Consider the following 13,517-nt stretch of genomic DNA (forward strand, 5'->3'; position numbering starts at 1 on the left):
GCTCAACGGGAAATCACCCGATTGGCGAACCACTTAACGCAACGCGTATGCCAATTTCCGGCCCGGTTCATGCAATCAACTTCCAATCAATCAACGCGAGTTTGTTCGAGCGGCCCGAAAATTTCTTTGCAAGCCCTTGCTTGCGGGGCTTTTCGGGTAGCTTTGACCGATGGGCGCGCACCGGCTTCGCACAATCACACAGCGTCTTTTGCGTGCATGTGGTGCGCAATACCCCGCGAGCGTGCATTCATCCAATCAATGCGATCAAGTTTTTAACTGAATGGAATTTGATTCTTTCTTGAGAAATTCGCGTGTTACCTTTGAATCACGCATTCAAGCGTTTGCATCGGGAATCCCAGCATGGACAGCCTCACGCATCACTGGCTCAAGCGACTGACTGAAAGCCGCAAACCGGCGTATCTTGTGATACCGGATCTCATTGAAGAAGATCTCGCAAGCGGACGTCTGCGTCCGCGCGACCGGCTGCCCGGCTTGCGCGACCTTGCGGGCGCACTGCAGCTGAATTACACGACGGTCGCGCGGGCCTATGCGGAGGCGCGCAAGCGCGGCTTGCTCGACGCACGTGCGGGCAGCGGCACCTTCGTGCGTGGGAGGACGCAGACGTTGCCGCTTGCGGGCGGCAGCAGTGTCGAGATGTCGATGAACATGCCGCCCGAGCCGCCCGAGCTTGCGGCGCGCTTGAGGGAGTCATCGGCGAGCCTGTTCGCGCAAACTGATCCTTATCGGCTGCTGCGGTATCAGGACTTCGGCGGCATGCCCGACGATCGCGCCGCCGCACGCGTATGGCTGAAAGACCGCTTGCCGGACTGCGAAGAAGACACGGTGCTGGTGTGTCCTGGCATTCATAGTGCCCTGGTCGCGCTCGTGTCGCAGCTTGCCAGGCCGGGTGAAACGGTTTGCCTCGATACGCTCGCGTATCCCGGCATCAAGGCGATCGCGTCGCAACTCGGGGTACGCCTGCAGCCGCTGCCGCGCGACGAAGAAGGCCCTTTGCCGCATGCGTTCGAAGCACTCTGCAAGACCGAAAAGCCCGGCGCGTTCTACTGCAACCCGACCTTGCAGAATCCGAGCACGCTCACGCTATCGATTCAGCGGCGTGAAGCGCTTGCCGATGTCGCATTGCGCTACAGCGTTCCCATCATCGAAGACGATGCGTATGGCGGGCTCTCCGCTAGCAAACCCGTTGCGCTCGCCACGCTCGCGCCCGAACTGACCTGGTACGTGACCGGCTTCTCGAAGACGCTCGGTGCAGGCTTGCGGGTCGCTTACTTGCGCGCGCCGAGCGCAAGACAGACACAACGTGTCGCAGGTGCGTTGCGCGCGACAACCGTGATGCCGAGTCCGTTCACGATGATGCTGGCGACACAATGGGTCAACGACGGCACCGCGCATGAAATGCTCGACGCGATCCGCAAGGAAGCGAACGTGCGCCAGGCGATTGCGTCACAGGAACTCGCGGGCTGGCATTACGATGCGCATCACGACGGCTTTCATCTGTGGCTGCCGATTCCTGCGCAGTGCGACTGGAGCGCGCCCGAGCTTGCGCTGCAATTGCGCAATCAGGGCGTGGGAGCGGTGGCGGGGGCCGCGTTCTCGATGGACGGTAACCCGCCCAACGCGATTCGGATCTGTCTGGGCGGCCCGCAGGACAGGGACGACTGTCGCGACGCCATGCAACGTGTCTTGGAAACGCTGAATGATCCGCATCATCTGCATGTGCCGATGATGTAACGGCACGCGCCCAGCGATGAAAACGCTCCTATCGCTGAGCGCCTTCAACAGCAAGAGCAAAAGGAAAAGTAGAGGCCGCCCGAAGGCGGCTTGCTCAGACAGCCGACAAAGCGTGTCGTCGTTCACAGGATCAATCCCACCGCAGCTTCCAAAACTCACGCTGCACCTGCATGATTTCTTCTTCGACCTCGACGACTGGACCGATCAGGTCAACGCGCTTCTGGCAATGGTCAAATACATAGCGCGACGACACACTCATCGTCGGATTCTCCGCGTGGTCACCCGTCGCTTGCAGCAGACGCTCCTCGGTCATGCCGAACACCACGCGCCCGATGTTCGCCCAATACGCGGTGCCCGCGCACATGCAGCATGGTTCGACGGTCGTGTAGAGCGTGCAGCTCCACAAATATTTTGGCGTGAAGTTGATCGCAGCGATGCGCGCGAGCACCGCTTCCGCATGATTGACTGTATCGACGTTGCCTTGCTCGATCAGCACGGTCTCCTGATCGGGGCCGACGAGGATCGCGCCGAACGGGTGATGGTCCATCAGCGTCGCGCGCTCCGCGACAACGCTCTCATGGCGCAGATGGCGGACGATCTGTTCGCGCGTCGGCGCGAGCCCTTGCTCAGGGAGGTCGGATGCCTTCTGTTTCGATGGGATAATCAGGCTCAACGGTGTCTCCTCCTCCCTGTTGGCGGCGTTATTTCGGTAGCGAGCCGTCCACGCCCTGCACGAACCAGTTGAGCCGCAACAGCTCGGCGTCGGAGAGCGACTTGCCCGCGGCGACCTTGATTGCGCCACTCTGGTCCTTGATCGGTCCGGCGAACGGATCGAACCTGCCCGCTATGATGTCGTCGCGCTTTTGCGCCAGCGCCTTTTGCGCGGCCGGCGAGACGGCTTCAGAGTTGATGCTGGCAAGGTCGATTGCTTTCTCCTTGAGGCCCCACCACGTCGGCGCGTTGTTCCACTTGCCCGACTGTACCTGCTCAATCAGATGCGAGTAGTAGACACCCCAGTAGCTTACACATGCGCCCAGCTGCGCATTCGGGCCAAATTTCTTCATGTCCGAGTCCCAGCCGAACGCATGCACCTTCTTCTGCTCAGCCGTCTGCATCGTCGCCGTCGAATCGGTGTTCTGAATCAACACGTCGGCGCCTTGGCCGATCAACGTTTCAGCCGCCTGCTTCTCCTTGCCGGGATCGAACCATGTATTGATCCACACCACCTTCACCTTCGCGTTCGGATTGACCGAGCGCGCACCCATGGTGAACGCGTTGATGTTGCGCACCACTTCTGGAACGGGCACTGAGCCGACGAAGCCCAGCGTGCCCGTCTTCGTCGTATAGCCTCCGACAAGCCCCGCCAGATACGCGCTCTGATACGTGCGCACATCATAGGTCGCGAAGTTCGCGGCCTTCTTATAGCCGGTCGCATGCTCGAAGACGACGTCGGGATAGTCCTTCGCCGTCTTCAGTTCGAAGTCCTGGAAGCCAAAGCTCGATCCGACGATGATCTTGTTGCCCTTGCTCGCGAGGTCGCGGAACACGCGCTCCGAGTCGGCCGATTCGGGCACGTTCTCGATGCGCGTGACCTTGATTTTGTCGCCGAACTTCGCTTCGATCGCCCTCACGCCCTGCTCGTGCGCGTAGGTCCAGCCCGCGTCGCCGGGATTGCCAAGATAGACGAACGCGACGCCCATCGGCTGCGCGGCCAAGGCGGCGGTACTCAAAGCGACAGAGGTGCCAAGTGTGGCCAGAAGCGTTGCCGGAAAGCGCAGCGAGCGTACGGCTGCGCGAGCCATTTTTGTTTTCATTGAATCTCCGAAGACGGGGAAATGGGTGGAGAGCGCGGCCATTCGCCAGACGTGCCTCCACCCGGAGATGGTGTTGAGCCAATATAGCGGTCCAAAATTAACTCCGCTATGCCCGGTATAACGAGTTTGATATGAATGATGCGGTGAGGATCACTTCCCTGAGGTAGAAGTGTTACCCCAAAACAGCGCTGAAATTATGTCGAGTCCTCCAATGCGTCGTCCATCACCGAGCCCCTGAATTCTTAGGTATTGTCGCTGACCGATTCGACCAATTTCCATAATCATCAACTTGGCATAATCGGCCATAGCCGACGATCGCCGACCAGCCACGGTGCGGCGGTTGAAGGTCGCTTCGCTGACATTCGCAAACCCGTGCCGGCGAATGTCGCCTCTCTTTTTGCCGAATGAGTCTTACCGACCCGGAGCTTCCGGTCAGCTCGAAGACAGGTTTAGTGACCGAATTGGGATCTACTACCGCCATCCGAGCTTCCATCATCGAGATACTGGTTGCAGGGCTACGCGCTCGTCCACGCCTCGGTGCCTGACAGCCTCTTCCCGTCACTGTAGAGCGCCGTTTCCGGACTCTCGAGACACGTCAGTCATCTCCTTCACGTCTTGTCCCACGGTGGCTCGCCCGAAAACGCGTTGACCAGAAAATCGATTGCCGCACGAACTTTTGCGCTCACGTGGCGACGGCTCGGATACAGGGCGAGCACATCGATATCCGGCAAGCGGTATTCAGGCAATACCTGAACGAGCCTGCCCGCGCGAAGGTCTTCGCCAATCAGGAACGTGGGCTGCCAGATCACGCCGTGCCCCGCGAGCGCCGCGCCGCGTGCTGTGTCGCCGTTATTGGTGTGCATGTGACAGTTGACCTCGATAGCATGAGTTTTGCCCTCGTTGTCCATCAGTTGCCACTCATCGGCGGTGGCGGCATACGTATAGCCGATGCACCGGTGTCCCAGCAGGTCCGCCGGTATCTCCGGATGTCCCCAACGCTTCAGATAACCGGGCGAAGCACACAGGATGTTTTTCGATGTCGCCAGTTTGCGGGCCGCATGATCAACCGTACCAGCGCGCGAGATACGAATGGCCAGGTCAAAGCCCTCCTCGACGATATCGACGACGCGATCAATGAGCGTAATGTCGAGCTCGACGTCGGGATATCGCTGCATGAACTGTGGCCACAGCGGCGCGAGATGCCGGATGCCGAAGCTGACCGGTGCGTTGATACGCAGCCGTCCGCGCGGTTCGATCGACGTTGCCGACACGAGTCCTTCCGTTTCGGCAACGTCTTCGAGGATTGTCTTGCATCGCGAATAAAGCGTTTCACCGCCTTCAGTAAGCGACAATCTGCGCGAGGTGCGATTGAGAAGTCGCGCACCGAGATGCGCCTCCAGTTCGTTCACATAGCGGGTCACGTTCGCGGGCGAGGTTTCGAGCGCATCGGCCGCGCGTGCAAAGCTGCCCCGGTTGACTACGGTCACAAAGACCTCAAACGCGCGCAGCCGGTCCATATTGGGCTCCGATCATTCATAAAAACTGAATGATATAGCTATATTTGTGATCTTTCTCTGATAAAAGCGGAGTTCTATAGTGCGTTTCAAAGGAGCCGACGCATTGGGCATCGGCCCATGATGAACCAGGAGATTGAACATGCAACGCTTGACAGGAAAAGTCGCCATCGTGACTGGCGCCAGCGCAGGCATTGGTCGTGCTGCCGCAAAGCTGTTCGCCGCAGAGGGCGCAAAGGTTGTGGTGGCGGCACGCCGCGAAGCCGAACTCGACGCGCTCGTGACAGAGATCGCTCGCGACGGCGGTACGGCTGTTTCGCTGGCAGGAGACGTGCAATCCGAAGAATTCGCGAAAGCGCTGGTTGCCCTCGCCGTCAGCCGCTTCGGCCGTCTCGACGTCGCCTACAACAATGCGGGGATGCTCGGTGAAATGGGACCGTCCACAGGGGTCTCGGAAGCAGGCTGGTCAGCCACGCTGGCCACCAACCTGACGAGCGCGTTTCTCGGCGCCAAACATCAGATTCCTGAAATGATCAAGCAGGGCGGTGGGTCGATCATATTCACCTCGACGTTCGTTGGCTACTCGTTCACCTTCCCGGGGACAGCCGCCTATGCTGCGAGCAAAGCCGGGCTGATCGGACTGACGCAAGCGCTCGCGGCTGAATACGGCCCACAAGGAGTGCGCGTAAACGCGATTCTCCCGGGCGCGGTGGACACGGAAATGTATCGCGGCATGAACGATACGGCCGAATCGCAGACATTCGTGACAGGCCTGCACGCTCTCAAGCGAGTTGCAAAGCCGGAAGAGATTGCACGGTCGGCGCTCTACCTCGCTTCCGACGATTCGTCCTTTGTGACGGGTACGGCTTCATTGGTCGACGGTGGGGCTTCGATTACGCGCACATGAGCTTTTGAAGACTGCATCTACAGGGATGCAGATGTTCGACGACGCCGCGCGAACGCGTCGTTGGCCCACGCCCTGATGATGTCGGCTTGTGTCCGGATGTCTGTTATCGGATGCACGGCCGACATCGGAGCGCCCAAGCGCGAGCGCCGACCATGTCGGTTGTTGGCCGCACACGGTCCGACGGTGAGCCGACGACAAATGCTGCCGTCGGCCCGACTGCATCCGGCAGAAGTCGACCCACTCCGGTCGGGTAACTTTCTCCGAACCGGTCAGTCAGCCAAATCCAGGTTTCGCGAGTGGAGTGCCGATAAGCGGCCGTTGGCGACCTCATCCGATCGGCCATCTACGGTCGCTGACTGTATTGCGTGCGATGCCTCCTTTGAGGCGACCTTCGGTCAATGGCAAAGGTCGAAGCGTAATTTCAATAGTTGATTGCGGTTCGTTCTGTTGCCTATGCGGTCTTCATGCTGCGATCGGGCAATTAGCCGCCGTCGCAACGTCGCGCGGTGATCGCAGAAAAGCTCCGCTATAATCCGAGCGATGAAATTCCTCCGCACCTTGCTCCTCGTGCTGCTTTGCGCTGTGCTGCCCATCAGTGGGCTGGCGGCTAGTGGCTTGACGGGCGAATGTCCGATGCAGATGAGCATGAGTTACGACGACGCCAGCGCGATGTCGTCGGAGATGCCCGGGTGCGAGATGACGAAGTCTTCGCCAACGGGAAAAGCCAAAGCCTTCTTCTGTAAGGCAACGGCGCAATGCCAGCTTGGCAGTCTGTATCACCCGGTGCCCGCCATCGAGGTAACCCGTCCCGCCGGGCTCTCCAGCCCAGTCGTTTTCCATTACGCGCAGTCGCTCACCGTCCGCGAGCCGGCCGGTCTCTGGCGACCTCCCCGCGCGATCTGATCCCTTGCTGACAGGTTCGCCGCATTAGCGGCGAGGTCGTCCTGCATTCAGGACGTGGATTCCCTTTGGGACTCCGCCGTTGGGGTTAGACATGCCATCCACTATTGGCACGCCGTCATACCGGCGTGCGTCGCTGCGCGCGCATTCGCTTGTCGCCGCGCTGATGCTCGCGAGCGTGGCCGCTTACGCTCAGGAAACACCCGTCACACTCGACGCCGCTCTTCAGGCCGCAACCGATCATTCCGCCGCGATGGGCGCGGCGCAGGCGTCGGTGCGCGCCAGTTCGGAAGCAGCGTTACGCGCCGGCCAGTTGCCCGATCCGACGCTCAAGGCGGGTGTCGACAATCTGCCCGTAACGGGGCAACAGAAATTCACCGTCGGCCAGGATTTCATGACGATGCGCCGTATCGGCATCGAGCAGGAATGGGTGTCGGGTGAAAAGCGGCGGCTGCGGTCCGAGCTGGCGAATGACGTCGTCGATCGAGAGCGGGCGGGATATCTTGCCCAGCTCGCGAACACGCGACAGCAGACGGCTACCGCATGGCTGAACGCGATCTACGCGAAGAAGACGGTCTTGCTGCAGCAGGAACTCGTCGACCACATGAGCCACGAACTGGACGCAACGAAAGCGTCGTATCGCGGAGCAAGGGCGACAGCCGCCGATGTCACGCAAGCGCAGGCCATGCTGGCACAGACGCAGGATCAGTTGCTCAAGGCCCGGCAAACATTCCACACCTCACTTATCGGTCTGTCCCGGTGGACAGCGACGCCCGTCGCCGACGTCACCGGCGAGCCGCCTGCGCCGCAGTCCTATGTGTCGTCGCTGCCGCCCGAAGAGTTGCGTGAGGTGCAACCCGTACTCGTTGCAGCATCGCGGGACATCGCCGTCGCCGACGCCGATACGGCCGTTGCGAACAGCAACCGCAACCCGAACTGGACATGGGAAGTCGCCTATCAGCAACGCGGTGGCGCGTACTCGAACATGGTGTCGATAGGCGTCAGCATTCCGTTGCCGATCAATCGCAAGAATCGCCAGGACCGTGATGCGAGCGAAAAATCGGAACTCGCCACGCGGGCCCGGCTGATGTACGAACACGCGCAACGTCAGGTGGAAGCGGACATTCGCACGCAGTCCGCCACGCTCGATAGCGGCCGCGAACGCATCACCCATCTCTCCGACTCCCTGCTTCCGGCTGCGGGCCAGCGCGTGCAGCTTGCGACCGCCGCCTACAAGGCGGGCACCGGCTCGCTCGCCGATACCTTCGCCGCCCGCCGTGCGCAACTCGAGGCCGAACTTCAGGTGCTGGACCTGCAGCGCGAGGTGTCCCAGACATGGGCGCAGCTCGAGTATCAGGTGGTGCCGGCGTCGATGTCCGTGGGTCAGTAAAGGAGACCAACATGCAAAAGAAACAACTGGCGCACGCGGCCCTGATGGTGTTCGCGGCGGCGGCGCTGCTCGCGGCCGGCTATGTCGCCGGCACGCATCGTTCGACGACTGACGGAGCAGGCGCCGCCGTCGCCAGCATGACGTCCAGCGACAAGGCCGATCCGGCAACGGGTCGCAAGGTGCTGTACTGGCACGACCCGATGGTCCCTGCACAGCACTTCGACAAGCCGGGCAAATCGCCTTTCATGGACATGCAGCTCCAGCCCGTCTATGCGGATGAAGGCGGCGGTTCGACTGGCATCAGGATCGATCCGGGCCTCCAGCAGAGCCTCGGCATTCGCTACGCGACTGTGCGCCGGCAGGAAACGTCGGAAGGCTTCGATGCTGTCGGAACCACGCAGTTCGATGAATCGCAGGCGGACGTCGTTCAGACGCGCGTGACGGGTTACATCGATCATCTCTACGCCAGTGCGCCGATGCAGCGGATCGCGAAGGGCGCGCCGGTTGCCTCGCTCTTCGTGCCTGACTGGCTTGCGCCGCAGGAAGAATACCTCGCGCTCAGGCGCGGCGGGATGGATGGCAGCCTGCTGGAGGCGTCGCGTGCTCGCATGCGTGCGCTGTCGATTCCCGATGGCGTCATCGTGGCGCTCGAGCGGACCGGCAAGGCACAGACGCATATCGTGCTGACTTCTCCGCAGACGGGCGTCGTTAGCGAGTTGAATGTCCGGAGCGGCGCGATGGTAACGCCGGGGCAGACGCTCGCGAAGGTTGCAGGTCTGTCGAAGCTGTGGCTCATCGTCGAGATTCCCGAGGCGTTGGCGCTCAGCGTGCAGCCCGGCATGACAGTCGATGCGACGTTTGCCGGCGACCCGACGCAGCGCTTCAACGGACAGATACGCGAAATCCTGCCCGGCATCAGTAGTACAAGCCGCACGCTCCAGGCGCGTCTGGAAATCGACAACGCCGCACTCAAACTGACGCCGGGCATGCTGATGCGCGTGCGCGTCGCTGGCAAGCAGGCGGTGTCGCGGCTGCTTGTGCCGTCCGAAGCGGTGATCTCGACGGGCAAGCGCTCCGTTGTCATCGTGAAGAACGGCGACGGTCGGCTGCAACCGGTGTCGGTCACGGTGGGCAACGACATCGGCAACGAGACCGAGGTTCTCAGCGGATTGAAGGAAGGCGATTCGGTCGTCGCATCCGGCCAGTTCCTGATCGATTCCGAAGCCAGCCTGAAATCGGTTTTGCCGAGACTCGACAGTGGTACGGCATCGGGTAACGGTTCGGCGCAAGCAACCGCGCCCGCAGTGGCGCAGATATACGAGACAACCGGCAAGGTCGAAAAGGTAACGCCGAAAGACATCACGTTCTCGCATCAACCCGTTCCGGCGCTCGGCTGGCCTGCCATGACGATGGCGTTCGGCAAGCCCGCATCGGATGCATTCGCGGACATCAAACCTGGCGAGACCGTGCATTTCGTTTTCAGGCAATCGGATGATGGCTACCAGTTGACGAAGGTCGAACCCGCTGGAGGTGCAAGATGATTGCGCGCCTCATCCGCTGGTCGATACACAACCGGTTCCTCGTGTTGCTCGCGACCGTCCTTGTCACGGCGTGGGGCGTCTATTCGGTCACGCAAACGCCGCTCGATGCGTTGCCCGATCTGTCCGATACCCAGGTCATCATCAAGGCCTCGTATCCTGGCAAAGCGCCTCAGGTCATCGAGGACCAGGTGACCTATCCGCTCACCACGACGCTGCTTGGTGTGCCGGGCGCCAAAGCCATCCGTGCGTATTCAGCGTTCGGCGACGCGTTTGTCTACGTGCTGTTCGATGACAAAACCGACCAGTATTGGGCACGCTCGCGCGTGCTCGAATACCTGAACCAGGTGCAAAGCCGGCTGCCGCCGGGCGCCACGGTCTCACTGGGACCGGACGCGACGGGCGTGGGCTGGGTATACGAATACGCGCTCGTCGACCGCACAGCGCGGCACGATCTCGGCCAACTGCGTGCGTTGAACGACTGGTTCCTGAAGTTCGAACTGAAGTCGGTGCCGGATGTATCCGAGGTCGCGAGCATTGGCGGGATGGTGCGCCAGTACCAGGTCGTGCTCGATCCCGACAAGCTGCGCGCGTACGGCATCACGCAGCAGATGGTGGCCGATGCGCTGGGCAAGTCCAATCAGGAATCGGGTGGCTCGGTGGTCGAACTCGCCGAATCCGAATACGTGGTCCGCTCGTCCGGTTATCTGCATTCAATGGATGACTTCCGCGACGTCGTGCTGCGCACCAACGATGCCGGTACACCCGTGCTGCTCGGCGATGTGGCGCGCATCCAGATCGGACCCGAGACGCGCCGAGGCGTCGCGGAACTGAACGGTCAGGGCGAAGTGACAGGCGGCGTGATCGTCATGCGTTCGGGCAAGAACGCGTTGACGACCATCGAGGCCGTGAAGGCGAAACTGGCTGACCTGAAGCGCTCGCTGCCGCCGGGTGTCGAGGTGGTCACGACCTACGACCGCTCGCAACTCATCGACCGCGCGGTGGATAACCTCAGGGACAAGCTCATCGAGGAGTTCATTGTCGTCGCGCTGGTGTGCGCGGTTTTTCTGTTTCACCTGCGCAGCGCGTTCGTGGCGATTCTGTCGTTGCCGCTCGGCGTACTGGCCGCGTTCATCGTGATGCGCTATCAGGGCATCAATGCGAACCTGATGTCGCTCGGCGGCATCGCGATTGCCATCGGCGCGATGATCGACGCAGCCATCGTGATGATAGAGAACGCGCACAAGCATCTGGAGGCGTTCGAGCATGCGTTCCCCGACAAGCAACTGACGCCCGCGCAGCGCTGGCAGCTGATAGCCACGTCGGCCGCCGAGGTCGGGCCTGCACTGTTCTTCTCGTTGCTCATTATCACACTGTCGTTCATCCCGGTATTTTCGCTCGAAGGACAGGAGGGCAAACTCGTGTCGCCGCTGGCGTACACGAAGACGTACACGATTGCGGCTGCAGCGGGGCTGTCAGTGACGCTCGTGCCGGTGCTGATGGGCTATCTGATCCGTGGCCGCATTCCGCACGAGAACGCCAATCCCATCAACCGTGTGTTGATCCGGCTGTACAGGCCGCTGCTCGAAGCAACGCTTCGGCGTCCATGGGTTGCCATTGGTGTCGCAGTCATCGCGCTGGCTGCCACTATCGTCCCCGTTTCACGGTTAGGCGGCGAATTCCTGCCACCGCTCGATGAAGGCGATCTGCTGTACATGCCGACCGCGCTGCCGAGCATTTCGACCGAGAAAGCGAGCGAGTTGCTGCAACAGACCGACCGGCTCATCAAGACCGTGCCCGAAGTGGCGACCGTGTTCGGCAAGGCAGGGCGCGCCGACACCGCGACGGACCCGGCACCCGGTCTCGAGATGTTCGAGACGACGATCCAGTTCAAGCCGCGCAGCCTGTGGCGGCCCGGCATGACACCGGAAAAGCTGGTCGATGAACTCGACCGCACGGTGAAAGTACCCGGTCTATCGAACGTGTGGGTTCCGCCGATTCGCAATCGCATCGACATGCTGTCGACGGGTATCAAGACGCCCGTCGGGGTCAAGATTTCTGGCCCCGATCTGACGCAGATCGACAGGATCGCAACGCAGGTCGAAGCCGCGGTGAAGGGCGTGCCAAGTGTGACGTCCGCGCTCGCCGAGCGCTTGAATGGCGGGCGGTATATCGACGTCGATATCGACCGGCTGGCGGCCGCGCGCTATGGGCTGTCGGTGGCGGATATCCAGGCTGTCGTCTCGTCGGCGGTGGGCGGGGAAAACGTCGGCGAGGTGATCGCCGGGCGTGAGCGTTTTCCTATCAACATTCGCTATCCGCGCGAGGTCCGTGACTCGCTGGAGAAGTTGCGCCAGTTGCCCGTCGTCACGGAGCGTGGTGCGCAAGTCCAGCTTGGCGATGTCGCGCATATCGCCATCAACGATGGCCCGCCGTCGATTCGCAGCGAGAATGCGCGGCTCTCCGGTTTCGTCTATGTCGATATTCGCAATACGGACCTGCAGTCGGCCGTGAAAGCGATGCAGCATGCCGTCGCGGAGAAAGTGACATTACCGCCGGGCTATTCGATTGCGTGGTCCGGACAGTTCGAGTATCTGGAGCGCGCGGCAGCGAAACTGCGCACGGTGATACCCGTGACGCTCGTCGTCATCTTCGTGCTTCTGTTCCTCACCTTCAGTTCGGCAGCCGATGCATTGCTGTTGATGTCGACGGTGCCATTCGCGCTGGTCGGCGGCTTCTGGCTGATCTGGATTCTGGGGCATGCCGTATCGGTCGCGACGTCTGTCGGGTTTATTGCGCTCGCTGGCGTCGCGGCGGAGTTCGGCGTCGTGATGCTGCTCTATTTGAAGGGCGCGCTCAATCGCCGCCTTGAAAATGGCGAACCGTTCACCGAGGCCTTGCTGCTCGATGCCATTCGCGAAGGCGCGGTGCTGCGGGTGCGGCCAAAGGCAATGACGGTGGCAGTGGTGCTCGCGGGCCTCATCCCCATCATGATCGGACACGGCGCCGGCTCCGAGGTCATGCAGCGCATCGCTGCGCCGATGGTCGGCGGCATGGTCACCGCGCCGCTTCTTTCGATGTTCGTCATCCCTGCCGCCTGGTTGCTGTTGCAGCGTCGCCACGCGCGACGTGCGAGCCACGAGCGGTTCCCCGAAGCAGTCCCTCACGGCACGAGCGTGCCCTTTACCGAAACTGGAGAAACCCGATGAAGAAATGGATTGTTGCGTCTGCTGCGCTGGCAGCTGTGATGGCTGGACCCGCATTCGCCGGCGACGATATGGCGGGCATGAACATGTCGATGAAGCCTTCCGCGGCGAAGGTATCGTCGAACGCGGCGCTAACCGAAGCGGAAGTCAAAAAGGTCGACACAGAGACGGGCATGGTCACGTTGAAACACGGCGCGCTCGACAACGTCGGCATGCCGCCGATGACGATGGCTTTCAAGGCAAAGGATGCCGCGATGGTCAAGCAGGTTCATGAGGGGGACAAGGTCAAGGTCCGCGTCGAGAACGTCGATGGTGCATTGACTATCGTTACGTTGAAGAAGCAGCCTTGAGTCGGTAGTTCTTCGGCGCTGACGGGTTCACCGGGTGCAGCGACTGTGCATGGTGGACCCGTGAGACACGAGACTGCGGGTTGCATGAGCGACTCGAACGGCCGCTTTATTGCCGATGCCAGACTTACCGACGAAGAGGCTGGAAG

Annotated in this window: 11 protein-coding genes; 8 read left to right on the forward strand and 3 right to left on the reverse strand. The window is 61.4% G+C overall.

The features are described from left to right. Window positions 1–47 precede the first annotated feature (47 nt). On the forward strand, window positions 48–302 hold the full coding sequence (locus J8I87_RS29565) for a hypothetical protein (protein ID WP_209935691.1): 255 nt from the start codon (window positions 48–50) through the stop codon (window positions 300–302). 58 nt (window positions 303–360) lie between these two features. Next, on the forward strand, window positions 361–1,752 hold the full coding sequence (locus tag J8I87_RS29570) for a PLP-dependent aminotransferase family protein (RefSeq protein WP_209935692.1): 1,392 nt from the start codon (window positions 361–363) through the stop codon (window positions 1,750–1,752). A 130-nt stretch (window positions 1,753–1,882) separates the two neighbouring features. Here J8I87_RS29570 and J8I87_RS29575 read toward each other — a convergent pair whose 3' ends face one another. From J8I87_RS29575 to J8I87_RS29585, 3 genes are all read right to left on the reverse strand, one after another. Next, complete coding sequence (locus J8I87_RS29575) at window positions 1,883–2,425, reverse strand: nucleoside deaminase (protein ID WP_209935693.1); 543 nt, start codon at window positions 2,423–2,425, stop codon at window positions 1,883–1,885. 28 nt (window positions 2,426–2,453) lie between these two features. Further along, the gene (locus J8I87_RS29580) at window positions 2,454–3,566 is read right to left on the reverse strand and encodes a BMP family ABC transporter substrate-binding protein (protein WP_209935694.1); all 1,113 of its coding nucleotides are present in this window, start codon (window positions 3,564–3,566) and stop codon (window positions 2,454–2,456) included. Window positions 3,567–4,174: 608 nt separating this feature from the next. Beyond that, window positions 4,175–5,083: a LysR family transcriptional regulator gene (locus J8I87_RS29585; RefSeq protein WP_209935696.1), complete on the reverse strand. Its 909-nt coding sequence runs from the start codon at window positions 5,081–5,083 to the stop codon at window positions 4,175–4,177. Between the two features lie 139 nt (window positions 5,084–5,222). Here J8I87_RS29585 and J8I87_RS29590 point away from each other — a divergent pair, with 139 nt between their 5' ends. The 6 genes from J8I87_RS29590 to J8I87_RS29615 all read left to right on the forward strand — a co-directional run bounded on the left by J8I87_RS29590 (window position 5,223) and on the right by J8I87_RS29615 (window position 13,371). After that, window positions 5,223–5,987, forward strand: a complete 765-nt coding sequence (locus J8I87_RS29590) for an SDR family oxidoreductase (RefSeq protein WP_209935697.1) — start codon at window positions 5,223–5,225, stop codon at window positions 5,985–5,987. Window positions 5,988–6,527: 540 nt separating this feature from the next. Then, window positions 6,528–6,890, forward strand: a complete 363-nt coding sequence (locus tag J8I87_RS29595; protein ID WP_209935698.1) for a hypothetical protein — start codon at window positions 6,528–6,530, stop codon at window positions 6,888–6,890. A gap of 91 nt (window positions 6,891–6,981) precedes the next feature. Continuing rightward, window positions 6,982–8,277, forward strand: a complete 1,296-nt coding sequence (locus tag J8I87_RS29600; protein WP_209935699.1) for a TolC family protein — start codon at window positions 6,982–6,984, stop codon at window positions 8,275–8,277. Between the two features lie 11 nt (window positions 8,278–8,288). Further along, on the forward strand, window positions 8,289–9,818 hold the full coding sequence (locus J8I87_RS29605; RefSeq protein ID WP_209935700.1) for an efflux RND transporter periplasmic adaptor subunit: 1,530 nt from the start codon (window positions 8,289–8,291) through the stop codon (window positions 9,816–9,818). After that, entirely contained in the window at window positions 9,815–13,024 is a 3,210-nt protein-coding gene (locus J8I87_RS29610; protein WP_209935702.1) for an efflux RND transporter permease subunit, read from the forward strand. Before J8I87_RS29605 ends, J8I87_RS29610 begins: the two co-directional genes overlap by 4 nt. Continuing rightward, window positions 13,021–13,371, forward strand: a complete 351-nt coding sequence (locus tag J8I87_RS29615; RefSeq protein ID WP_209935703.1) for a copper-binding protein — start codon at window positions 13,021–13,023, stop codon at window positions 13,369–13,371. The genes J8I87_RS29610 and J8I87_RS29615 overlap by 4 nt, the downstream gene beginning before the upstream one ends. The last annotated feature ends 146 nt before the right edge of the window (window positions 13,372–13,517 follow it).

It is taken from the genome of Paraburkholderia sp. LEh10 (assembly GCF_017814945.1).
Lineage (GTDB): Bacteria > Pseudomonadota > Gammaproteobacteria > Burkholderiales > Burkholderiaceae > Paraburkholderia.

What these genes read in the sequence shown, in the direction of transcription:
- J8I87_RS29570 (WP_209935692.1), top strand. Translation starts at nt 361, where the DNA reads ATGGACAGCCTCACGCATCACTGGCTCAAGCGACTGACTGAAAGCCGC.
- J8I87_RS29600 (WP_209935699.1), top strand. Translation starts at nt 6,982, where the DNA reads ATGCCATCCACTATTGGCACGCCGTCATACCGGCGTGCGTCGCTGCGC.
- J8I87_RS29595 (WP_209935698.1), top strand. Translation starts at nt 6,528, where the DNA reads ATGAAATTCCTCCGCACCTTGCTCCTCGTGCTGCTTTGCGCTGTGCTG.
- J8I87_RS29605 (WP_209935700.1), top strand. Translation starts at nt 8,289, where the DNA reads ATGCAAAAGAAACAACTGGCGCACGCGGCCCTGATGGTGTTCGCGGCG.
- J8I87_RS29580 (WP_209935694.1), bottom strand. Translation starts at nt 3,566, where the DNA reads ATGAAAACAAAAATGGCTCGCGCAGCCGTACGCTCGCTGCGCTTTCCG.
- J8I87_RS29585 (WP_209935696.1), bottom strand. Translation starts at nt 5,083, where the DNA reads ATGGACCGGCTGCGCGCGTTTGAGGTCTTTGTGACCGTAGTCAACCGG.
- J8I87_RS29615 (WP_209935703.1), top strand. Translation starts at nt 13,021, where the DNA reads ATGAAGAAATGGATTGTTGCGTCTGCTGCGCTGGCAGCTGTGATGGCT.
- J8I87_RS29565 (WP_209935691.1), top strand. Translation starts at nt 48, where the DNA reads ATGCCAATTTCCGGCCCGGTTCATGCAATCAACTTCCAATCAATCAAC.
- J8I87_RS29590 (WP_209935697.1), top strand. Translation starts at nt 5,223, where the DNA reads ATGCAACGCTTGACAGGAAAAGTCGCCATCGTGACTGGCGCCAGCGCA.
- J8I87_RS29610 (WP_209935702.1), top strand. Translation starts at nt 9,815, where the DNA reads ATGATTGCGCGCCTCATCCGCTGGTCGATACACAACCGGTTCCTCGTG.